At 72.4% G+C, this 21,466-nt stretch carries 17 protein-coding genes, 2 pseudogenes and 1 riboswitch; of the genes and pseudogenes, 13 read left to right on the top strand and 6 right to left on the bottom strand.

The window, feature by feature from the left end; genetic code table 11:
* Positions 1 to 179 precede the first annotated feature (179 nt).
* From GA0115234_RS18605 to GA0115234_RS18595, 3 genes and pseudogenes are all read left to right on the top strand, one after another.
* Positions 180 to 911: pseudogene (locus GA0115234_RS18605) on the top strand (alpha/beta hydrolase); the annotation flags it as partial.
* Between the two features lie 423 nt (positions 912 to 1,334).
* Entirely contained in the window at positions 1,335 to 3,098 is a 1,764-nt protein-coding gene (locus GA0115234_RS18600; RefSeq protein WP_256088746.1) for an FG-GAP repeat domain-containing protein, read from the top strand.
* Positions 3,099 to 3,220: 122 nt separating this feature from the next.
* Positions 3,221 to 3,958 (top strand): formylglycine-generating enzyme family protein, encoded by a 738-nt coding sequence (locus GA0115234_RS18595; protein WP_093543034.1) that lies wholly within the window; start codon positions 3,221 to 3,223, stop codon positions 3,956 to 3,958.
* Here the strand turns inward: GA0115234_RS18595 and GA0115234_RS18590 are convergent.
* The 3 genes from GA0115234_RS18590 to GA0115234_RS18580 form a co-directional block, all read right to left on the bottom strand.
* Positions 3,912 to 4,145, bottom strand: coding sequence for a ferredoxin (locus GA0115234_RS18590; RefSeq protein WP_093543033.1), 234 nt, complete (start codon positions 4,143 to 4,145; stop codon positions 3,912 to 3,914). The two genes, GA0115234_RS18595 and GA0115234_RS18590, sit on opposite strands and share 47 nt — an antisense overlap.
* Complete coding sequence (locus tag GA0115234_RS18585) at positions 4,145 to 5,605, bottom strand: aldehyde dehydrogenase (RefSeq protein ID WP_093543031.1); 1,461 nt, start codon at positions 5,603 to 5,605, stop codon at positions 4,145 to 4,147. Before GA0115234_RS18585 ends, GA0115234_RS18590 begins: the two co-directional genes overlap by 1 nt.
* 229 nt (positions 5,606 to 5,834) lie before the next feature.
* The gene (locus tag GA0115234_RS18580; protein WP_093543029.1) at positions 5,835 to 6,347 is read right to left on the bottom strand and encodes a hypothetical protein; all 513 of its coding nucleotides are present in this window, start codon (positions 6,345 to 6,347) and stop codon (positions 5,835 to 5,837) included.
* 217 nt (positions 6,348 to 6,564) lie between these two features.
* Between GA0115234_RS18580 and GA0115234_RS18575 the strand changes: the two genes are divergently transcribed.
* The gene (locus GA0115234_RS18575; RefSeq protein ID WP_237541502.1) at positions 6,565 to 7,674 is read left to right on the top strand and encodes an MBL fold metallo-hydrolase; all 1,110 of its coding nucleotides are present in this window, start codon (positions 6,565 to 6,567) and stop codon (positions 7,672 to 7,674) included.
* Between the two features lie 60 nt (positions 7,675 to 7,734).
* Here GA0115234_RS18575 and GA0115234_RS18570 read toward each other — a convergent pair whose 3' ends face one another.
* The gene (locus GA0115234_RS18570; protein WP_093543386.1) at positions 7,735 to 8,295 is read right to left on the bottom strand and encodes a DinB family protein; all 561 of its coding nucleotides are present in this window, start codon (positions 8,293 to 8,295) and stop codon (positions 7,735 to 7,737) included.
* Between the two features lie 140 nt (positions 8,296 to 8,435).
* A riboswitch (cobalamin riboswitch) is annotated at positions 8,436 to 8,570 on the top strand.
* 109 nt (positions 8,571 to 8,679) lie between these two features.
* Between GA0115234_RS18570 and GA0115234_RS18565 the strand changes: the two genes are divergently transcribed.
* The 7 genes and pseudogenes from GA0115234_RS18565 to GA0115234_RS18535 all read left to right on the top strand — a co-directional run bounded on the left by GA0115234_RS18565 (position 8,680) and on the right by GA0115234_RS18535 (position 15,993).
* Positions 8,680 to 9,954 carry a hypothetical protein gene (locus GA0115234_RS18565; protein WP_093543027.1) on the top strand — a complete coding sequence of 425 codons (1,275 nt, stop codon included), beginning with the start codon at positions 8,680 to 8,682 and terminating at the stop codon, positions 9,952 to 9,954.
* Positions 9,955 to 9,974: 20 nt separating this feature from the next.
* The gene (locus tag GA0115234_RS18560) at positions 9,975 to 10,646 is read left to right on the top strand and encodes an SCO2322 family protein (protein WP_093543025.1); all 672 of its coding nucleotides are present in this window, start codon (positions 9,975 to 9,977) and stop codon (positions 10,644 to 10,646) included.
* Complete coding sequence (locus GA0115234_RS18555) at positions 10,643 to 11,800, top strand: energy-coupling factor transporter transmembrane component T (RefSeq protein ID WP_093543024.1); 1,158 nt, start codon at positions 10,643 to 10,645, stop codon at positions 11,798 to 11,800. The genes GA0115234_RS18560 and GA0115234_RS18555 overlap by 4 nt, the downstream gene beginning before the upstream one ends.
* Positions 11,797 to 13,525, top strand: a pseudogene (locus tag GA0115234_RS18550) (ABC transporter ATP-binding protein). The gene GA0115234_RS18555 and the pseudogene GA0115234_RS18550 overlap by 4 nt, the downstream one beginning before the upstream one ends.
* 11 nt (positions 13,526 to 13,536) lie before the next feature.
* Positions 13,537 to 14,340 carry an ECF transporter S component gene (locus GA0115234_RS18545; RefSeq protein WP_176729211.1) on the top strand — a complete coding sequence of 268 codons (804 nt, stop codon included), beginning with the start codon at positions 13,537 to 13,539 and terminating at the stop codon, positions 14,338 to 14,340.
* A gap of 320 nt (positions 14,341 to 14,660) precedes the next feature.
* A complete protein-coding gene (locus GA0115234_RS18540) occupies positions 14,661 to 15,101 on the top strand; it encodes an aggregation-promoting factor C-terminal-like domain-containing protein (RefSeq protein ID WP_093543020.1) in 441 nt (146 codons plus the stop codon).
* Positions 15,102 to 15,294: 193 nt separating this feature from the next.
* Entirely contained in the window at positions 15,295 to 15,993 is a 699-nt protein-coding gene (locus GA0115234_RS18535; RefSeq protein WP_141718444.1) for a hypothetical protein, read from the top strand.
* Between the two features lie 94 nt (positions 15,994 to 16,087).
* On the opposite strand, the gene GA0115234_RS18530 is transcribed toward GA0115234_RS18535, so the two are convergent.
* Positions 16,088 to 17,389, bottom strand: coding sequence for an alpha/beta hydrolase (locus GA0115234_RS18530; protein WP_093543016.1), 1,302 nt, complete (start codon positions 17,387 to 17,389; stop codon positions 16,088 to 16,090).
* Positions 17,390 to 17,538: 149 nt separating this feature from the next.
* The gene (locus GA0115234_RS18525) at positions 17,539 to 18,708 is read right to left on the bottom strand and encodes a steroid 3-ketoacyl-CoA thiolase (RefSeq protein WP_093543014.1); all 1,170 of its coding nucleotides are present in this window, start codon (positions 18,706 to 18,708) and stop codon (positions 17,539 to 17,541) included.
* A 292-nt stretch (positions 18,709 to 19,000) separates the two neighbouring features.
* Between GA0115234_RS18525 and GA0115234_RS18520 the strand changes: the two genes are divergently transcribed.
* Positions 19,001 to 20,281 carry a cytochrome P450 gene (locus GA0115234_RS18520; protein ID WP_093543013.1) on the top strand — a complete coding sequence of 427 codons (1,281 nt, stop codon included), beginning with the start codon at positions 19,001 to 19,003 and terminating at the stop codon, positions 20,279 to 20,281.
* Positions 20,282 to 20,411: 130 nt separating this feature from the next.
* Positions 20,412 to 21,446: an AEC family transporter gene (locus GA0115234_RS18515; RefSeq protein WP_237541501.1), complete on the top strand. Its 1,035-nt coding sequence runs from the start codon at positions 20,412 to 20,414 to the stop codon at positions 21,444 to 21,446.
* The last annotated feature ends 20 nt before the right edge of the window (positions 21,447 to 21,466 follow it).

Below are 21,466 nucleotides of genomic sequence, written 5' to 3'. Positions count from 1 at the left end.
CCAAGCACCCCCCACACACACTCACCGCAGCCGCTTGTATCATGCATGCATAAAATTCGACAAGAAATCTGGGTTAATTTCCGGCGCAATGGGATCACCCCGGCACCCCTCGCGGGAACCCGGCGTACGCCGTACCCCCTCCCACCGGGACGGAGGCCGTCCGTGAGTGAATGGGCGGCATGCTCTCCGACTTCACCCACGACCACGACGGTGAACGGCTCAGCGGTGTGTACGGCGGTGAGCCGTCCGGGGGCACCGCCGTACTGCTGCACGGCGCGGGCACCGGCAGCAAGGAGCGACTGCTGCCGCTGGCACGGGAGTTCGTGGCCCACGGCTGCCGCGCGGTCGCCTTCGACTTCTCCGGGCACGGCGAAAGCACCGGGAAACTCGGCGAACTGAGCCTGCGTCGAAGGTTCGAGCAGGCCATGTCCGTGATCGAGGCCCACGCGGGACCGGACGCGCCGCTGGTCCTGGTGGGGTTCAGCATGAGCGGGCAGACGGTGGCCGACCTCGCCCGGCACTACGGGGACCGGGTGGTGTCGCTGGGGCTGTGCGCGCCCGCCGTGTACGCCGCTGAGGCGTGGAACGAGCCCTTCGGGAACGGGAACGGACGGTTCAGCGGGATCATCCGGCGGCCGGACAGCTGGCGGGAGGCGCCCGCGCTCGACGCGTTGCGGGCGTACGAGGGCCGGGCGGTGCTCGCCGTACCGGGCACGGATGAGGTGATCCCGCCCGCGGTGACCGAGGCGGTACAGGAAGCGCTGGCCGCGCGCGCCCGGTACACCCGGTTCGACCTGCCGGACGCCTCGCACCAGCTGGGCCTGTGGTTCCGCGAACACGGCGACGAACGAAGGGAGTTCGTGGCGGCGGTACTGACCGGCCTCGACGACCGGGGCTGGACGGCGACGCGCGCGTAGGCGGCCGAGCGGCGGACCTTCACATCACCCACGTCAAGAAGCGGGAAACCATCGACGCTCATGCGCCAGCCTCAGAGGGAAATATGGGAACTTTTATCCCATTTTTACAGTAGATGGCACGCCCTCAACGGGCACTTTCAAGCCATGCATCCTCGACCCGGATAGCCGTCAACGACACGCTGCATCCATATTCCTCACGTTTTCTACACGCCCTAAGGTGCATATCGACCAGGCCAGAAGGGGGTCTCACTCATGCGATGTCCCAGAGGGAAAAATAGACAAATAAATAAGAAGAGCGCGACCGCTTCGCTTGCATGTGCACTGGTGCTCGCGCTTGCGCTCGCGCAGCACGCGGAGGCGTCCGGCGGCTCACCGGACAGAGGAACGCCCGGAAGCAACCAGTCTCCCGTCCTCGACGTGACGTCCGGAGTCACGGAGCCCGCGGGCAATGAGCGGCCCGACATCACGCCCGGCCTCCGCGCGGCCGATGGCTCGGACACGTACGGCCGGGAGAAGTCCGACGCCGAATCGGCGGTGCCGTCCACCGGGCACAACACCGTGCCCGACGTCCCGACCGGCCTGGACACCAGCCCCGGCTCGGGCGGCTGCCCGACCTCGGCCCCGTTCGTCTCCATCGGCAACACGGACGTGACGCTCAACGCCGAGATCGGCGACCCCGACGGCGGCACGCTGAACGCCCGGTTCGACCTGTGGGCGACGGGCCATCATCCCGACGAAGACCCCGACGGGGCCCTGATCGTCAGTGCCGAGGTCTCGGCGACTTCCGGGACAGCGGCCTCGCTCAGGGTGCCGAAGGACACACTGCGGCAGTACCTCACCGTCGCCGACGGCAACTTCTCCTGGCGGGTCCGGGCGCAGGACAGCACTTCCCACTCCGCGTGGGCACCGGCCGCCGACGGGCCCGGATGCCGGTTCGTCTTCGACCCCGACCGCCCGAGCGCACCGCCGACCGTCAAGTCGACCGACTTCCCCGATGCTTCCGAGGGCCGACCGCAGGAGACGGGAGAGGTCCGGAAGCCCGGCACGTTCGTCGTCGGCGACGGCGGTGTCGACGACGTGACGTCGTACGAGTACTGGACGGACTGGGCCTCCGGCCCGCGCTCCGTCGCGCCCACCGCCGACCTCGACGGCGACGGGAGGAAGGACGGCGGGATCACGCTCGTTCCGCCGACGGCCGGACCGCACACGCTGAACGTCCGCAGCCTCGACGCCGCCGGGAACCGGTCGGACCTCACCCAGTACCGATTCTGGGTCGACGGCCCCGCAGCCCCGGACGGGCCCGGAGACCTCAACGGCGACGGAGTCGCCGACCTCTACGGTGTACGCGCCAACGGCGAACTGGTGCTCTACCCAGGCCAGGGGGACGGCCGCGTCGGAGCTGCCACCGTGGCCGCGAGCACCGACTTCGACGGTGCCACCCTCACCCGTCGCGGTGACTGGACCGGGGACGGCTACGAGGACCTGATCGCCGCGCTTCCCGGCGACGGCGGGAAGTCGCTGTACCTGTTCCCCAACAACGGAACGGGCTTCGCCTGCACGAGCCCCGGCGAACAGGCCGACGAGCAGTCGCCGCCCTGTACCGAGGGCACACAGCAACTCCAGGTGTTCGACGAGCGGAACAACCACTGGGCAGCGGCCGACCAGATCCTCGCGATCGGAGACGTCGACGGGCCGCAGGACACCGACGGCGACGGCACGGCGGACGCTCCGGGCTTCCCCGACCTCCTGGTCAAGGAAGGCAACCGGCTCTGGCTGTACTTCGGCTCCCCGGCCCACTACCTCGACATGGACCGGGACCCGGTCCTGCTCGGTGAGGGCCCCTGGGCCGACTACGACCTCGTCGCGCCGGGTGACCGCACCGGGAACGGGCACGTGGACCTCATCGCCCGCGACAGGAACACCGGTCAGCTGCGCCTCTTCGAAGGCACGGGGTACTCCGGCGAGGGGCTCGGTTCCGAGTCGGCGTCCGTCGTCCTCGACACCGGCTGGTCCCCCACCGACCGGCCGCTGCTCACGGCCGCCCCGGATGCGGGCGGAGATTCCGGGGCCGGTCTCTGGGCGACCGGGAGCGATGACCGGCTCCGCTTCTACCCGGACGTCCCGGGCAGCGGGGTCACCGTGGGCACCGAGGGCCGGCTGGGCCTCCAGGCGCTGAGCTGATCCCGACAGCACGGAATCGAGGGGCCGGCCCGTACCGGATGCGTTCCGGTACGGGCCGGCCTCGTGCGGGGACGCGCCGGCGCCCGTCCGGTTCCCGGGCGGCGACGCTAAGGTCCCTGGTCATGGACGCGCATACGGGCACGGGAACCGAACTGGTCGACATCCCGCCGGGAACGGTGACGCTGACGGACCGGCGGACGCGGCGCAGTTGGGCGGTCGGACTGGCCCCGTACCGACTCGCGTCCGTCCCCGTCACCCAGGACCTGTACGCACACGTCACCGGCCTTCGCCCGAGCGCCGCGCGCGGGGACCGGCTGCCCGTCGAGTCCGTGTCCTGGTGGGACGCGGTGCGGTTCTGCAACGCCCTGTCCCTGCGCGAGGGGCTGGCGCCCGCGTACCGCCTCCCGGCCGACGAGGACGACAACATCGAGTGGGACGCGGCCTCCGAGGGCTACCGGCTGCCCACCGAGGCCGAGTGGGAGCACGCCTGCCGCGCCGGCACGACCGGGCCGCGCCACGGGGAGCTCGACGAGATCGCCTGGTACCGCGACAACGCACACGACCGCGTCCACGAGGTGCGCGGCAAACTCCCCAACGCGTGGGGCCTCCACGACATGCTGGGCAACGTCTGGGACTGGTGCTGGGACGTCTACGACGCCGAGGTGTACGGCACCTACCGGGTGCTGCGCGGCGGCGGCTGGTTCGACGAGCACTGGAGCTGCCGCGCCTCCGCCCGCCGCCGCAGCCACCCGACGTTCCGCGTCGACGATGTGGGCTTCCGCCTCGCCCGCTCGGGCACGAGCTGCCCGCCGCCTACTCCTCCGGCGGGAACACCACCTCGTCCGAGCCGCTCAGGGTGATCGTGATCGCCTCGACCGGGCAGCCCTCGGCGGCGGTGAGGACCTTCTCGTCGGCGTCGGTCTCCGCCTCCACCGGGCGGGACTGGCGGGCGGAGTCCAGCGCGAACCGGCCCGGGGCGTGGTTCACGCACATCCCGGAACCGATGCAGACCCCCCGGTCGACCTCGACGGCCCAGCGGTCCCCCATCACGCCTCCCCGTATCCGGCCGGCAGGTGGATCATCTTGTGCTCGAAGTACTCGCCGTACCCCTCGGGGCCGAACTCCCGCCCCAGGCCGGAGTTCTTGTACCCGCCGAACGGGCCGAGCATGTCGAGGCTGAAGGTGTTCACGCTGTACGTGCCCGTCCTGACCCGGCGGGCGATGTCGATGCCGTGTCCGGTGTCGGCGGTCCAGACGCTGCCGCTGAGGCCGTAGTCGGAGTCGTTGGCGATCCGTACGGCCTCGTCCTCGTCGCCGTACGGCAGCAGGCAGATGACGGGGCCGAAGATCTCCTCGCGGGCGATGCGCATGGAGTTGTCGACGTCCCCGAAGAGGGTCGGCTCGACGTACCAGCCGCGCTCCTGGGACGCCGGACGGCCGCCGCCGGTGAGGATCTTGGCGCCCTCGTCCTGCCCGATCCGGATGTAGTCGAGCGAGCGCCGCTGCTGGCGCTGGGCGACGAGGGGGCCGAGTTCGGTGGCGGGGTCCAGCGGATCGCCGACCTTCAGCGCACCCGCCGCGGCGGCGAACGCCTCGGCCGTCTCGCCGTAGCGGGAGCGCGGCACGAGGATGCGGGTCTGGGCCACGCACGCCTGGCCGTTGATCATCCAGGCGAAGGGGACGATGCCCGCGACGGCGGCGTCCAGATCGGCGTCGGGGAGGATCACGGCGGCGGACTTGCCGCCCAGCTCCAGGGTGACCCGGGTGAGGTTGCGCGCGGCGACCTCCATCACCCGGCGCCCGGCGGCCACGGACCCGGTGAACGACACCTTGTCGATGCCGGGGTGCCCGACCAGGTACTCGCTGACCTCGCGGTCGGCCGGGAGGATCGACAGCACCCCCTCCGGCAGCCCGGCGTCGGCGGCGATCTCGGCCAGGATGTAGGCGTCCAGCGGGGATTCGGGCGAGACCTTGAGCACGGCGGAGCAGCCGGCCAGCAGCGCGGGGGCGAGCTTGGCGGCGGCGGTGAACTGCGGCACGTTCCACGGCACGACGGCCGCGACCACCCCGACGGGCTCCCGGCGCACCAGCAGCGGCCCGAGCGCCCCGGTCCGCCGCTCCTCGTACGGGAAGTCGCGGGCGACGGTGATCGCCGAGTCCCACACCATCATCGCGGCGAGCGCCTGCACCATGACGCTCGATGTGTACGGGGTGCCGTTCTCCGAGCTGATGACCCGGGCGATCTCCTCGTACCGCACGGCGAACCCGTCCTTGATCCTGGTCACCACCGCGATCCGCTCGTCCAGGCTCATCCGCGCCCAGGGTCCCTCGTCGAACGCCCGCCGCCCGGCGGCGACGGCCCGGTCCACATCCGCCTCGCAGGCGTGCGGCACCCGGCCGATGACCTGTTCGGTGTGGGGCGAGACGACCTCGATCACGTCCCGGCCCAACGGGTCGACCAACTCCCCGCCGATGAACAGTTTTCCGTGTTCGACAAGCTCGGTCATGGCTGCTGCCTCCCGCGGCCCGGCGCGTTGCCCGGATCGGTACCCGACCCGGCATCTGACTCTGTGTCAGAACTGATACCAGTTCCAGTTCCAGGAGTCCACGGCCGCGACGGTGTCCGCCCGGGTCACCAGCGGATCGGTTCCGCGACCGCCTTGCGCAACGCCCTTTCGCGCAGGCTCGCCTGACGGCACATCATGGAAATGGTCGGCACGGGGGGAGGCGAGGCGTTCAGCGGCGATGTCCCGGGTACGCCGGGTCGTTGGTGATCTCTACTTTCTGGGGCGCTTCACGGGGGAAGGTCCAGATCCGGCCGGCGGTACTGACCGCGGTCACCGCGGTGTCGTCCAGGGTGACCCGGGAGAACGGATTGGACCAGCTGGAGACGGCGAGCCATTCCAGGGTGCTCCCGTCGTCGTCCCGGGTCAGCGCGACCCAGCCGATGGATCCGTGGTGGGCCGATTCTCCCGCCCAGGCACGGCTTCCCCCGTAGGTGTGCGTGGCGAGCGCGGAGTCGACCTCCACCCAACCGTCGGTGCTCCACTCGGTCGCGCGCAGCACCTCGTTCCAGTGCCAGCTCTCCGCCCGCGGATCGTCGGGCCGGTCGGGCACCTGCATGACCAGCAGATCCATCACCGCGAGAGAGCCGTCGGCGAACACGATGCAGTCCCCGTCGGGCGCCTCCCGGTCACGCCATCGCCGGCTCACCTGCCGGGCCATGGATGTCGTAGCCGCATCGTTCATGCGCGGCATTCTCCCACGGAGCATCGCGCGAGCCGCGCCGCAAGAGATGGTCGACCAGGGCTACTACTGAAACAAGTTCTCGTTACAGTGGAGGCGACGCAGCCGGCCCTGCTGATGACGTTCACTGCGCCGACGTGATCGCCGTACACACGCGACAGGTCCCGTCACGTCCTCGCCCGTGACACAGCTCAACCGTGCAGATCCATGGAGGCAGTTGATGTCGGAGCAGTCCAAGGAAGCGATCCCCCACCCCGCCGGAGCGGGGCGTCCCCTCGCTGGACCACGGACGGCCCAGGTGACCGACCACGGCGGGGGCGTGCACAGCATCAAGGTGCCCATCCCGGACAATCCGCTCGGCCACACCCTCGTACACGTCCTGGACACCGACCGCGGGCCGGTCCTGATCGACACCGGGTGGGACGATCCCGAGGCGTGGGACACGCTCGGCGCCGGACTCGCCGCCGTCGGTACGGAGATGGCGGAGATCCACGGGGTGGTCATCACCCACCACCACCCCGACCACCACGGGCTCTCCGGGCAGGTGCGGGAGGCCTCGGGGGCCTGGATCGCCATGCACGCGGCGGACACCGCGATCGTGCGCCGCACCCGCGAGTCCGAACCCGGCAGGTGGCTGACGTACCTCGCGGCCAAGCTCACCGCGGTCGGCGCGCCCGAGGAGCACCTCGCGCCGTTGCGGGCCGCCGCGGCGGACGGGGGCCGCACACGGACCCTGCCGGGGTCCCGGGCCGCGCTGCCGGACCGGGAGATCGTGCCCGGCGAGCTGCTCGATCTGGCCGGGCGCAGGCTGCGGGCGATCTGGACCCCGGGGCACACGCCGGGGCATGTGTGCCTGCATCTGGAGGAGGAGCATCCGGCGGATCTGCCGGGCCGTGGGCGACTCTTCTCGGGCGATCATCTGCTGCCGGGGATCAGCCCCCACATCGGGCTGTACGAGGACCCGGACGACGCGACGGCCACCGACCCCCTCGGCGACTACCTCGACTCGCTGGAGCGCATCGGCAGGCTCGGGGCCGCCGAGGTGCTGCCCGCCCATCAGTACGCCTTCACCGATGCGGCGGGGCGGGTACGGGAGCTCCTCGGCCATCACGAGGAGCGGCTGACCGGGCTGCTCGGGCTGCTGGCGGAGCCGCTGACGCCGTGGGAGCTGGCCGAGCGGATGGAGTGGAACCGGCCCTGGGAGCAGATCCCGCACGGCTCCCGGAACATCGCGGTCTCGGAGGCGGAGGCACATCTGCGGCGGCTGGTGAAGCTCGGGCGCGCGGAGGCGGTGCCGGGCAGCGAGCCGGTGACGTACCTCGCGGTATGAGCGGTGAGCCGGGCGGGGCGGGCCGTCCTGTCCCGCCCCGCCCGGCTCACCGCCCGTACCTCACTGGCCCACCCTTCCGTCGATGCACTCGCGCAGCAGGTCGGCCTGCCCGCAGTGGCGGGCGTACTCCTCTATCCGGTGCACCAGCAGTTCCCGGACCGAGATCCGGTCCTTCCCCAGCCGCTCGCCCAGGTCCTGGTACCCGGCGAGCACGGCGTCGGTGGCGGCCTGCTCGCGCTCCAGGTCGGCGTAGGCGGCGTCGACCACGGCCTGGTCGGCGACGGCTCCGTCGAAGTCCGCGTCCCGCTTGCCGTACAGCTTCGGCAGCGGTTCACCGTCGGTGATCCAGTTGCGCCAGTCCCGTTCCACCTCGGCGAAGTGCCGGAGAAGACCGAGCAGCGACAGCGTCGACGGCGGGACCGACCGGCGGGCCAGCTGCTCCGCGTCCAGGCCGTCGCACTTCATCCGCAGGGTCAGGCGGTAGTCGGTGAGGAAGTCCTGGAGCGTCGGGAGCTCGCCGTCCGGGCTGTCGCCGTCCTTGTTGCGGGGGTCGTCGTCCGGGTCGGCCCACATGTCGGGGTAGACGGTCGCCTGGCTCCAGCGTGCGGGGTGATCATTCATGCGGGACATGGTCATCCGTGCGGGGCCGGGCCCGCCAGTGGGTTTTCCGCATGGCCGCCCGGCCGCGTGGCCGCATGGCCCCGTGGCGACCAGGCCTCCCGGCCGCCCCGGCCGAAGCCGCCCCGGGGTCCGTCCGGAACCGCCCGGTAGAGTGTGCGGGTCGTCATCATGCCCGTTCAGGGGGAAGCCGGTGCGAATCCGGCACTGACCACGCAGCCGTGAACCGTCTCGGAGACGGTGAGCCGGAATGCCCTGTCCGCGGTCGTGACCGGCTCGCACCACCGATTCCCGGTGGTCGGCACCGTCGAGGTAATACGGAGCCGGAGCCTGGTGCCTGAGCGTGCCTGTGCCCGGTTCGTCCCACAGGAGAGGCCCCCGCCCGCCATGACCGTACGCCGCAGCGCAGCAACGCTCGCCGCCACCGCCGCCGTGCTCTGCGCGGCCGCAGCGCCGGTCGCGGTCGCCGCGCCGTCCCCGTCGCCCTCGCCGTCCGCCGCGCTGCCCGCCGGGCTGTACGGCACGAAGGACCCCACCTACGACGGGGTGTGGCGGCAGTCGATGGCGTTCCTCGCCCAGCGGCTCGAAGGTGTCACCCCGGCCGGGAAGTCGGTGGACTGGCTGATCGGCCAGCAGTGCGCCAACGGCGCCTACGCCGCGTTCCGGCCCGATGTCTCCAAGCCGTGCGACGCGAAGACGGTGCTGGACACCAACGCCACCGCGGCCGCCACCCAGGCGCTGGTCGAGGTCGGCGGCCACCGGGACATCGTGAACAACGGGGTGCGCTGGCTGAAGTCCGTGCAGAACGAGGACGGCGGCTGGGGCTACACCGCCGGCGCGCCCAGCGATGCCAACTCCACCTCCCTGGTGATCGGCGCCCTCGCCCGGCAGGGACAGCGGCTCGCGGACATCACGACCCCCGGCGGCAAGACCCCCTACGACCCGCTGCTCGCGCTCGCGATCCCGTGCGGCGGCAAGGACGGCGGTGCCTTCGCGTACCAGCCCGACAAGAAGGGGAAGCTCACCGCGAACGCGGACGCCACGGCGGCCGCCGTGCTCGGCACCATGGGCAAGGCGATGGCCGTCGGGAACAACGCCGCGGGCAAGGCGCCCGCCTGCCACCCGGGCTCCGGCCTCACGCCCGAGCAGGCCGCCCAGAACGGCGCCCACTACCTCGCCGGCGCCCTCGCCGGGAGCGGCCACCTGAACCAGGCGCCGATGCCGGGTGCCACCGACACCACCCCCCAGCCCGACTTCGGCAACACCGCCGACGCGGTCGTCGCGCTGTCCGCCTCCGGCCACCAGGACGAGGCGGCCGGGGCGATCGCCTGGCTGGAGAAGAACTCCACGGACTGGGCCGGGCAGAACGGCCCCGCCGCGTACGCCCAGCTGATCCTGGCCGCCCACGCGACCGGCAACGACGCCCGCGACTTCGGCGGCGTCGACCTGGTCGCCCGGCTGAACGCGGCTGGCCCCGAGCCCGCCGCCGTCGTCACGCCCGACCCCTCCGCCGACACCGGGTACGAGGCCACCGAGAAGGACCAGGTCCACAGCGGCGACGATGTGATCGGGGGCGTGTGGTGGTACATCGGCATCGCCCTCGTCCTCGCCGCGATCGCGTTCTTCCTGATCAGCGGCCGCCGGAAGAACAGGCAGCTGTGAGGCGGGCGGGACAGGCGGCTGTGGGTCGGGCGCCCAGGGCCACCGCGCTGCTGGTGGCCCTGGGCGCCGTCCTGGCCGTGCTCGGCGCGGGACCGGCCCAGGCGGCCGGCTACCGGTACTGGTCGTTCTGGGAGGGCTCCGGCTCCGGCTGGACGTACGCCACCCAGGGCCCGTCCCTGGTCCGGCCCGACGACGGCGCGGTGGAGGGCTTCCGGTTCTCGGTGAGCGAGGACTCCCAGGACTCGGCGAAGCCACGCCGCGCCCCCGGCTTCGCGGAGATCTGCGCGGACACCCCGGCCAAGGACGGCACCAAGCGGATCGCGCTCGTCATCGACCCGGGCACGGCCTCGGACGCCCCGGCCGGTGAGACACCGCCCGCGCCGCGCACCGCGTGCGCGCGGGTGAGCCCCGACGCCAGTGCGGCCGAGGCGCTCGCCGCCGTGGCCAAGCCCTTGCGGTACAGCAGCGACGCGATGCTCTGCGCCATCACCGGCTACCCGGCCTCGGGCTGCGGCGAGCAGGTCTCCGGCGACGGGCACGCCACGCCCGCCGCGTCCGCACCCGCGTCACCGGCCGCCACCGGCTCGGGCGGTTCCGGCGGTGGCCCGTCCGCCGGGGTGCTCGTCGGCATCGGCGCCGTTCTCCTCCTCGGCATCGCCGCGGTCGTGCAGGCCCGCCGCCGCCGCGGATGACCGCCCCGACCGGCGCCGCGGTCCTGGCGCGCCGCCGTCCGCTGCGCGCCCCCGAGGCGACCCGGAGCAACGCGCTGCCCGCCGGCGCCTGGTGGCTGTGGGCGCTCGGCCTGGCCACCGCCGCCTCCCGGACCACCAATCCGCTGCTGCTCGGGCTGCTGGTGGGGGTGGCCGGCTATGTGGTGGCGGCGCGCCGCACGGATGCCCCGTGGGCCCGTTCGTACGGGGCGTTCATCAGGATCGGACTGTTCGTCATCGGCGTGCGGCTGGTCTTCTCCGTCTTCCTCGGTTCGCCGATCCCCGGTTCCCATCCGCTGTTCACGCTCCCCGAGGTGCCGCTGCCCGGCTGGGCACAGGGGGTCAGGATCGGCGGCCGGGTCACCGCCGAGCAGCTGCTCTTCGCGCTGTACGACGGGGCGAAACTGGCCACGCTGCTGATCTGTGTCGGCGCGGCGAACTCGCTCGCCAATCCGGCCCGGCTGCTGAAGTCGCTGCCGGGAGCGCTGTACGAGGCGGGCGTCGCCGTCGTCGTCGCGATGACCTTCGCGCCGAACATGGTCGCCGATGTGATGCGGCTGCGCACCGCGCGCCGGCTGCGGGGCCGTCCGACCGGTGGCATCAAGGCGGTCCTCCAGATCGGGCTGCCGGTCCTGGAGGGCGCGCTGGAGCGGTCGGTCGCGGTGGCGGCGTCGATGGACGCGCGGGGGTACGGGCGCACCGCGCAGGTCCCGCCCGCTGTCCGGCACACCACGAACGTCCTCACCCTCGGCGGGCTGCTCGGCGTGTGCGCCGGTACGTACGGGCTGCTGGCCGCGCAGGGCGCCGGGTACGGGCTGCCGCTGCTGATCGCCGGGCTCGTCGCCGCGATGGCCGGGCTGCGGCTCGGCGGGGCCCGCTCGGTCCGTACCCGCTACCGGCCCGACCGGTGGGGTGCGCGGGCCTGGCTGGTGGCGGGTTCGGGGGTCGCGGTGGCGGTGGCGATGATCTGGGCGGGCGGGGTCCTCGGGGAGGCGCTGCACCCCGGGGTGGTGCCGCTGGTCGCGCCGGTGCTTCCGCTGTGGCCCGCGGCGGCGGTGCTGATCGGGCTGCTGCCCGCGGTGGTGGCGCCCGTGCCGCCGTCGGCGGGCGACCCGTATTCCAAGGAGTTCCAGTGATCCGGTTCGAGCAGGTCTCGGTGCGCTACGAGGGAACGGAGCACCCCACCCTGACCGGGGTCGATCTGACCGTTCCCGAGGGCGAGTTGGTGCTGCTCGTCGGCCCGTCCGGGGTCGGCAAGTCCACGCTGCTGGGTGCCGTGTCCGGCCTGGTGCCGCACTTCACCGGCGGCACGCTGAGCGGCCGGGTCACGGTCGACGGGCGCGACACCCGTACCCACAAACCGCGTGAACTCGCGGATCTGGTCGGCACGGTGGGCCAGGACCCGCTCTCCCACTTCGTCACCGACACGGTCGAGGACGAGCTGGCGTACGGCATGGAGTCGCTGGGGCTCGCCCCCGACGTGATGCGGCGGCGGGTCGAGGAGACCCTCGACCTGCTGGGGCTCGCCGGGCTGCGCGACCGGCCGATCGCCACGCTCTCCGGCGGCCAGCAGCAGCGGGTCGCGATCGGCTCCGTGCTCACCCCGCACCCGAAGGTCCTGGTCCTCGACGAGCCGACCTCCGCGCTGGACCCGGCGGCGGCCGAGGAGGTCCTCGCCGTGCTGCAACGGCTGGTGCACGACCTGGGTACGACGGTCCTGATGGCGGAGCACCGGCTGGAGCGGGTCGTCCAGTACGCGGACCGGGTGATCCTGCTGCCGTCGCCGGGCGCCGCCCCGGTCATGGGCGCGCCCGCGGACGTCATGGCCGTCTCTCCGGTCCACCCGCCGGTCGTCGCGCTGGGCAGGCTGGCGGGGTGGAAGCCGCTGCCGCTCTCGGTCCGCGACGCGCGGCGCCGGGCGGCGGACCTGCGCGCGCGGCTGGCGTCGGTGCGCCCGCCCGCCCCGGAACCGGTGTCCGCTCCCGCCCCGGATCCGGTGGCCGCTCCCGCCCCGGCCGCCTCCCCCGTGCCGGCGCGGCGCCCTGGCCCGGCTGCTGGGCCGCGGCGCGCGCACCGCCGACGTTCCCGGGCCGGTCGCCGGTGCCACGGCCCGGGTCGAGCGGCTCGGCGTACGGCGCGGGCGCGTCGAGGCGCTGCGCCGGGTGACGCTCACCGTCGCCCCCGGCGAGACCGTCGCCCTGATGGGGCGCAACGGCGCGGGCAAGTCCACCCTGCTGGCCACGCTCGTCGGCATGGTCGAGCCCACCAGCGGCACCGTCCTGGTCGGCGGCCGGACCCCGCACCGCACCGAGCCGCGCGAGATGGTGCGCCGGGTCGGTCTGGTACCGCAGGAGCCACGCGATCTGCTGTACGCGGACACCGTCGCCGCCGAGTGCGCCGCGGCCGACGGCGACGCGGGCGCCGCCCCGGGCAGCTGCCGGGCGCTGGTCTCCGAGCTGCTGCCGGGCGTGCCGGACGACACCCACCCCCGTGATCTCTCCGAGGGCCAGCGCCTCGCGCTCGCCCTGGCCGTCGTGCTCACCGCCCGGCCCCCGCTGCTGCTCCTGGACGAGCCGACCCGCGGCCTGGACTACGCGGCGAAGGCCCGGCTGGTCGGGGTGCTCCGGGGTCTCGCGGCCGACGGGCACGCGATCGTGCTGGCCACCCACGACGTGGAGCTCGCCGCCGAGCTGGCGCACCGGGTGGTGATCCTCGCCGACGGGGAGATCGTCGCGGACGGGGAGACCCGGCAGGTGGTGGTGTCGTCCCCGGCGTTCGCCCCGCAGACCGCGAAGATCCTCGCCCCGCAGGAGTGGCTGACCGTGCCGCAGGTGCGCGCCGCGCTGGGAGAGCCGTCGTGAGCGGGCGCCGGATGCGGCCGGTACGGCTCGGGCCGCGTGCGCTTGCCGCGCTCGTCCTCGTCAGCGCGATCGGGGTGATCGCGTTCGGCTGGCCGCTGCTGGCCGACCCCGGTGCCGGGCTGGCGCACTCGCGGGACGCGCCGTGGCTGTTCGCCGCGCTGCTGCCGCTGCTGGTCGGGGTGGTCGTCGCGATGATCGCGGACTCCGGCCTGGACGCGAAGGCGGTGGCGATGCTGGGGGTGCTGGCCGCGGTCGGCGCGGCGCTGCGCCCGCTGGGGGCGGGCACGGCGGGGCTGGAGCCGATGTTCTTCCTGATGGTGCTGAGCGGCCGGGTGCTCGGGCCGGGCTTCGGCTTCGTGCTCGGCTCGGTGACCATGTTCGCCTCCGCGCTGCTCACCGGCGGGGTGGGGCCGTGGATGCCGTTCCAGATGCTGTCGATGAGCTGGTTCGCGATGGGCGCGGGCCTGCTGCCGGGCCCGGACCGGCTGCGCGGGCGGGCCGAGCTGCTGACGCTGGCGGGGTACGGGTTCGTGGCGTCGTTCGCGTACGGCACGGTGATGAACCTGTACGGCTGGACGATGGTGCCCCCGGCCGGCTCGGGCATCTCGTTCCACGCGGGCGACCCCCTGGCGGACAACCTGGTCCGCTTCCTCGCGTACTGCGTGGCCACCTCGCTCGGCTGGGACCTGGGCCGGGCGGTGCTCACCGCGGTACTGACGCTGGCCGTGGGTTCGCCGCTGCTGAAGGCGCTGCGCCGGGCCACCCGCCGCGCCAACTTCGAGGCCCAGGTCACATTTGACGCTCCCCGCGAGTGAGGGCCCCCACAGGACCTTGGTCCACCACTACCGGAGGTAGTAGCCGCCCCGGGCCGGGCCCCGCGCCCGCGCGCCGACGCCGACCTGCCACGATGCCTCCGGGGCGGCCGGGGCGGCCCGGGTCCTTCGGGTCCGGGTGCTAGGCGGGCTCGTACCCGGGGTCGTTGCGATGGTTGAAGGCCGCCGCTAACACTGGATGAGTCGCCGAGCACCGCAGGGTCCGCCGAACCGGACCGCGGTCGACGAAGACCGGTCCACCCGCACCACCGCACGATCCGGACCGGCCCGCGACTCCCCCGTACCCGACGTTAGGTCTCTCTGTGTCGTTCGCCCGTAACCTCCTCGCCAAGCCCCGCACCGCCCGCCGCAAGTCCGCCGTCGCCGGCGCCGCCGTGCTCCTCGGCGCCACCGGCCTGGGCCTCGGCGTCACCCCGGCCATGGCCGCTCCGGCCGCCGCGCCGACGACCGTCGCGGCGAGCGCGCAGGCCACGGCGAAGTCGATGATCGGCGACGCCGCGCAGTACCAGTGCTTCAGCAACATCGTCCAGCACGAGAGTGGCTGGAACCACACCGCCACCAACGCCTCCTCGGGCGCCTACGGTCTCGTGCAGGCCCTGCCCGGCTCGAAGATGGCCTCCGCCGGTGCCGACTGGCAGACCAACCCCACCACCCAGATCAAGTGGGGCATGGACTACATGAACTCCCGCTACGGCAGCCCGTGTGCCGCCTGGTCTTTCTGGCAGTCCAACGGCTGGTACTGAGCCGGCATCCGGACACCCCGCGCGAAGGCCCCGACCACCGGTCGGGGCCTTCGCCGTGCCCGGCCACGGCCCGGTCACCCGCCGGGCGGCAGGGCGCCGGACCTCACTTGGCCAAATAATTACCCGTTAGTCCATTTAGGCGCTTTTGGCTCACCCCTCCGTTCCCAGCGGCCACCGGCGCGTTGTCACTCTCGTGGAACCACGAGAATTCTGGGAGCGGAACACCGTCCTGGCGGAAGCTTTCTGCGCCAGCGACGAACGCATGCGCCAGGCACAGGCGTTGCTGGACGAGACACAGGCGGAGCGCAGTAGAACGCTGGCCGCCTTCGCCGTCACGGTCGGTGACGACGGATCGATCGCGGACTTGATGGGCCTGAACGAGCGCGAAGTGCGATTAGCACGACGGACCGTCGGCCGCAGTGACGCGCGGAACCTCGCCGAGAAACTCCTGAGCCGGTCCCAGTCGGCGGCGGGCGGTGGGGCGGCGGAGCCCTCCGCGCCGGAGAGCGCCGTACCGCAACCGGCCGACGAGGCCCTGCCCCAGCCCCCGGAGGCACCGCAGCCGGCAGCGTCCACGGCTCCGGCCCTCATCCCGGCGCCGTCACCGCCGGCCGAGGTGGAGCACCCCGTCGTCTGGTCGCCGAGCATGGACTCCGTGCTGCTGTGGAGCTGGGAGTCGGGCCTCGACCTCCAGACGGTGGCCGCCGAACTCGGCCTGGAGGTGCGCGCGCTGCTGATGCGCGTCCAGGAACTCGCCAACAACGGGCTGCTCACGCTCGCGACCCCGGTCGCCGAAGTGAGCCGGTCCGGGCGGCACCGCCGCCACCACGAGGAGGGCTACGCGGCGCTGTTCAGCCCGACCGCCACCTTCCCCACCCATGTGCCGTACTGATCGCACACCCCCGTCGCCCCGGCGACCGGGCCCCGGCCGGACGCCCGGCCGGGGTTCCCCCCACCCCGCCCGTCCCGCCCCACCGGTCCCGCGCTCAGCGCCGCGCGGCCACCGTGTCGAACCAGCGGACGATCTGCGGACCCGACTTCATGTACGTGGTGTTGTGGTCGGCCGAACCCTGGTCGACCACCGGGGCGTCGACGCCCCGGGCGGCCAGATCGGCGGCGCAGTCGCGTGCGTTGGCGATCGGGACATCGGTGTCGCCGGACGAGGAGTAGAGCCGTACCGGAACGTCCGGCTTCCAGGCGCAGTTGCCGTCCTGGGCGCGCGCCGCTTCCAGCAGACCGCCGGTGAGGTGCTGGAGCCGGCGGTAGTAGTCGTCGGTGAGCAGCTCCTTCAGCGTCGCGGGCAGCGCCGGGATGATCTCCTCCTCGGTGTGGTGGGTGTCGAAGAGATCGTCGACGATGTCCGCGTAGGGCTTCCGGAACGCCTCGGAGGTGTTCTTGTAGAGCGGGTGCAGTCTGCTCTGCGCGGTGAGGTAGTACGACATGTAGAAGACGGCGCTGGTGTCGTTGACCCGGCCGTCGAAGAGGGCGGGCGTCTCCGCGTTCTCGATGTCGTAGGGGCCCGATACGGGGGCGAGGGCCCGGAGTCTGAAGTTCCGGTCCACCCCCTTGTCGAGCGCCCTGCCCAGGGCCATCGCGACCTGGCCGCCCTGGGAGAAGCCGCTGGCGTACACCTCGCCGGTGAGCGGCCGGTTCAGGCGCTGCGCGGCGGTGCGGGAAGCCCTCAGCATGTCGACGGAGGCGGTGACGGCGGACTTGGTGTCCATGTACGGGTGGCGGCCGGGGCCCTTGCCGAGGCCCAGATAGTCGGGTGCGGCGACGGCACGGCCCGCCGAGGCGTGCAGGTACGGGGCGAAGCGGCCGAAGTCCTCGCCGACGGAGGGCGCGTAGTCGCGGTGGGCCATGGTGCCGTGGGTGTCGGAGACCAGGTCGAGCCGGTGCGGTCCGCCCTTGGGGAGGGCCAGGAGACCGGTCGCGGTGGTGGGTGCGCCCTGCGGGGTGACGGTGCGGTAGGTGAGGCGGTAGGCCCGCAGTCCGTGGCGGACGGTGCCGGTGTCCATGCCGCCCGAGGCGAGGAACCGGGCGACGTCCGCGCGGTCGAGGTCGGCCACGGGGGTGATGCCCAGGAGGGTGCCTCTGCCGTGCGCGGTCGCGGAGTGCGCGGTCGCGGAGTGCGCAGCCGCGGGTGCTCCCGCGGGCTGCTGCGCCACGGCGGGCGCGACGCCGAGGGCGGCGAGCACCAGCACCGCGGCGGCCGCGGTCGTCCGGCGGTCGATGCGCCGCTGCTTGCGCGAAGTCCGCTGTGCGGTCGGGGCGTTGTTGTTTTCCATGACCGCGAAACTATGCGGCGGCGCGCCGCTCCGACATCGGCGTGGGCCCCCGCCCCGGGGTGCACCTGACACCACCCCCGGGCCGGGGGGCGACCTGTCTCTCGGAGCCGGGGGTCGGCCTGCCCCTAGCCGCTGGACGGTCGTCCCGGTCAGAGCCGCTGGATGATCGTCCCGGTCGCCAGCGCGCCGCCCGCGCACATCGTGATGAGCGCGAACTCCTTGTCGCGGCGCTCCAGTTCGTGCAGCGCGGTGGTGATGAGGCGGGCGCCGGTGGAACCCACCGGATGGCCGAGGGCGATGGCCCCGCCGTTGACGTTGACCTTTTCGAGGTCCTGCTCGAAGACCTGGGCCCAGCTCAGCACCACGGACGCGAAGGCCTCGTTGATCTCGACGATGTCGATGTCCTTGAGCGACATCCCGGCCTTGCCGAGCACCGCGCGGGTCGCGTCGACCGGCCCGTCGAGGTGGAAGTGCGGGTCCGAACCGACCAGGGCCTGGGCGACGATCCGGGCGCGCGGCCGGAGCTTGAGGGCGCGCGCCATCCGCTTGGAGGCCCACATGATCGCGCAGGCGCCGTCGGAGATCTGCGAGGAGTTGCCCGCGGTGTGGATGGCGGTGGGCATGACCGGCTTGAGGCGGCCGAGCCCCTCCATGGTGGTGTCGCGCAGCCCTTCGTCCCGGTCGACCAGGCGCCACATGCCCTGTCCGGCCGCCTGCTCCTCCTCGGTGGTCGGCACCTGGACGGCGTACGTCTCCCGTTTGAACCGTTCCTCGGCCCAGGCGACGGCGGCCCGCTCCTGCGAGATCAGCCCGAGCGAGTCGACGTTCTCCCGGGTCAGTCCGCGCTTGCGGGCGATGCGCTCGGCGGCCTCGAACTGGTTGGGCAGGTCGACGTTCCACTCGTCGGGCCAGGGCTTGCCCGGTCCGTGCTTGGAGCCGCTGCCCAGCGGCACCCGCGACATGGCCTCGACACCGCAGCTGATGCCGATGTCGATGACCCCGGCCGCGACCATGTTGGCCACCATGTGGGAGGCCTGCTGCGAGGAACCGCACTGGCAGTCCACGGTGGTGGCGGCGGTCTCGTACGGAAGGCCCACGGCGAGCCAGGCGTTGCGGGCCGGGTTCATGGACTGCTCGCCGGCGTGGGTGACCGTGCCGCCGACGATCTGTTCGACGCAGTCGGCGTGGATGCCGGTGCGGCCGAGGAGCTCTCGGTAGGTCTCGCCCAGCAGATAGCCGGGATGCAGATTGGCGAGCGCGCCTCCGCGCTTGCCGATGGGGGTGCGTACGGCTTCGACGATGACGGGTTCCGCGGCCATGAGCTCGTCCTCTCCTCGCACTTCCGCAGGGGCGTCCCGGCGCCCGCGGGTGGAACTAGTACGCGTTCTAGTTCTGCAAGCAGTCTTATGAGGCTTACCCCCGGTACGCAAGAGGCCTGCACGTACCTTGCGTCCGCTTCATACCAGCCCCATGCCGACCCCACTCACTCTTCACGCAACAGAACGGACCACCGCTCTTGCCAGTTGTAGAACTCGTTACTACCTTTCCGTCAACATCTGATGGGCCGTCAGGCGGTGTCCGGGCGGCCCTCGGACCGACCTGGAGATGCCGATGCCCTGCCCCCATCTGCCCGAAGGGTTCGACTTCACCGATCCCGATCTGCTCCAATCCCGCATTCCGCACCCGGAGTTCGCACAGATGCGGCAGACCGCGCCGGTCTGGTGGTGCACCCAGCCGACCGGCATCTCCGGTTTCGACGACGCGGGCTACTGGGTCGTCACCCGGCATGCGGACGTCAAGTACGTCTCCACCCACCCCGAGCTGTTCTCCTCGAACCTCAACACCGCGGTCATCCGCTTCAACGAGTCGATCAGCCGGGACCAGATCGACGTCCAGAAGCTGATCATGCTGAACATGGACCCGCCCGAGCACACCCGGGTCCGCCAGATCGTCCAGCGGGGCTTCACCCCCCGGGCGGTACGCTCCCTGGAGCAGGCCCTTCGCAGCCGCGCCCGCTCGATCGTCGAGACCGCGCTCGCCTCCGCCGACGCCGACGGATCGTTCGACTTCGTCACCAACATCGCCGTCGAGCTGCCGCTCCAGGCGATCGCGGAACTCATCGGCGTACCGCAGGAGGACCGGTCCAAGCTCTTCGACTGGTCCAACAAGATGGCCGCGTACGACGATCCCGAGTACGCGATCACCGAGGAGGTCGGCACCGAGGCAGCCATGGAGATCGTCTCGTACTCGATGAATCTGGCGGCCACCCGCAAGGAGTGCCCGGCCAAGGACATCGTCTCCCAGCTGGTCGCCGCGGAGGGCGAGGGGAACCTCTCCTCCGACGAGTTCGGCTTCTTCGTGATCCTGCTCGCCGTCGCCGGGAACGAGACCACCCGCAACGCCATCAGCCACGGCATGCACGCCTTCCTCACCCACCCCGACGAGTGGGAGCTCTACAAGCGCGAGCGCCCGGAGACGACCGCCGAGGAGATCGTCCGCTGGGCCACTCCCGTGGTCTCCTTCCAGCGGACCGCTACCCAGGACACCGAACTGGGCGGACAGCGGATCAAGAAGGGTGACCGGGTCGGGCTGTTCTACTCGTCGGCCAACAACGACCCCGAGGTCTTCGAGAACCCGGAGGCCTTCGACATCTCCCGCGATCCCAATCCGCACCTCGGCTTCGGCGGCGGCGGTCCGCACTTCTGCCTCGGCAAGTCCCTCGCCGTGATGGAGATCAACCTGATCTTCAACGCGATCGCGGACGTGCTGCCCGATCTGCGGCTGGTCGGCGAGCCCCGGCGGCTGCGCTCGGCGTGGCTCAACGGGATCAAGCAGCTCCAGGTCAGTACGGCCGCGAGCACCGCCGGTTCCGGTACCGCCGCCGGGAGCTGACCGCTTTCGCCGGTTGTGGACGACGGGGGCCTCCTTCCTCACGCCCCGGCCCCCGTCGTCCGTACCCGGCACCACATGCCGTCGAACCCCCGAGCGGGAGGCGCACAACGGCGCGAGGATCATGACGGGCATGTCTGCCCTGCTCTCCGCCTTCGCCCCCATCTGGACGCTCACCGCGATCGGGTACGCGGTCGGCCGCAGCGGTCTGCTGGGCGACCGGGCGGAGGCCGTGCTCGGCCGGTTCGTCTTCCATGTGGCCATGCCCGCGGCCCTGTTCACCATGGTGTCCGGGGCACGGCCGGCCTCCTTCGCCAACCCCTCGATGGTGGCCTTCGCCGCGGGTACCGCGCTGGTCTGCGGCCTCGGGTTCCTGGCGGCCGGGCGGCTCTTCGGCCGGGGCACGGCCGACCGGGCGATCGGCAGCATGGCGTCGGGCTACGTCAACTCCGCCAATCTCGGCATTCCGGTGGCGGTCCAGGTGCTCGGTGACGCGTCGTTCGTCGCCCAGATCATCCTGTTCCAGGTCCTGTTGGTCTCCCCGGTGATCCTGACCCTGCTGGACGCGGGGACGGACACGGGGGCAGGGACAGGGCCGGGCTCCGGGAAGCGCGTGGTGGTCCGGCGGATGCTGACCATGCCGGTCCGCAACCCCATCATCATGGCCTCGCTGCTCGGGCTGGCCGTCTCCGCGCTCGGGCTGCGGCTGCCGCACGCCCTCGCCCACTCCTTCGACCTGCTGGGTGCCGCCGCCGTGCCGACGGCCCTGATCACACTGGGCTTCTCCCTGAACGCCCGCCCGTCCGCCGACGGTTCGGCGGAGGCGTTGCCGGACGCGGTACCAGGGGCGGACACGCCGGACCCGGCACCCCGGGCGGGCGCCGGGCGTACGGGGCGTGCCGAGGTCGTCGTGACGGTGGCGCTCAAGACGCTCCTCCAGCCCCTGATCGCCTTCGTCGTCGGCGGCCCGCTGCTGGGTCTCCCGGAGCACCAGCTCCTGGCCGTGGTGCTCTGCTCGGCCCTGCCGACCGCTCAGAACGCCTTCATCTACGCCCAGCAGTACGGACGGGACACCCGGGTGGCCCGCGATGCCGTGGTCGCCTCGACGGTGGTCTCCATGGCCACGCTCTCCCTCGCCACCTGGGCCCTGGGAACGACGGGTTCCTGAGCCGTTCGAGTGGCGGACCG

The sequence above is a fragment of the Streptomyces sp. DvalAA-43 genome (genome assembly GCF_900091725.1).
Taxonomy (GTDB): domain Bacteria; phylum Actinomycetota; class Actinomycetes; order Streptomycetales; family Streptomycetaceae; genus Streptomyces; species Streptomyces pulveraceus.
Note: the sequence above shows the minus strand (reverse complement) of the source record. Positions and strands in the feature narration are given on the sequence as shown.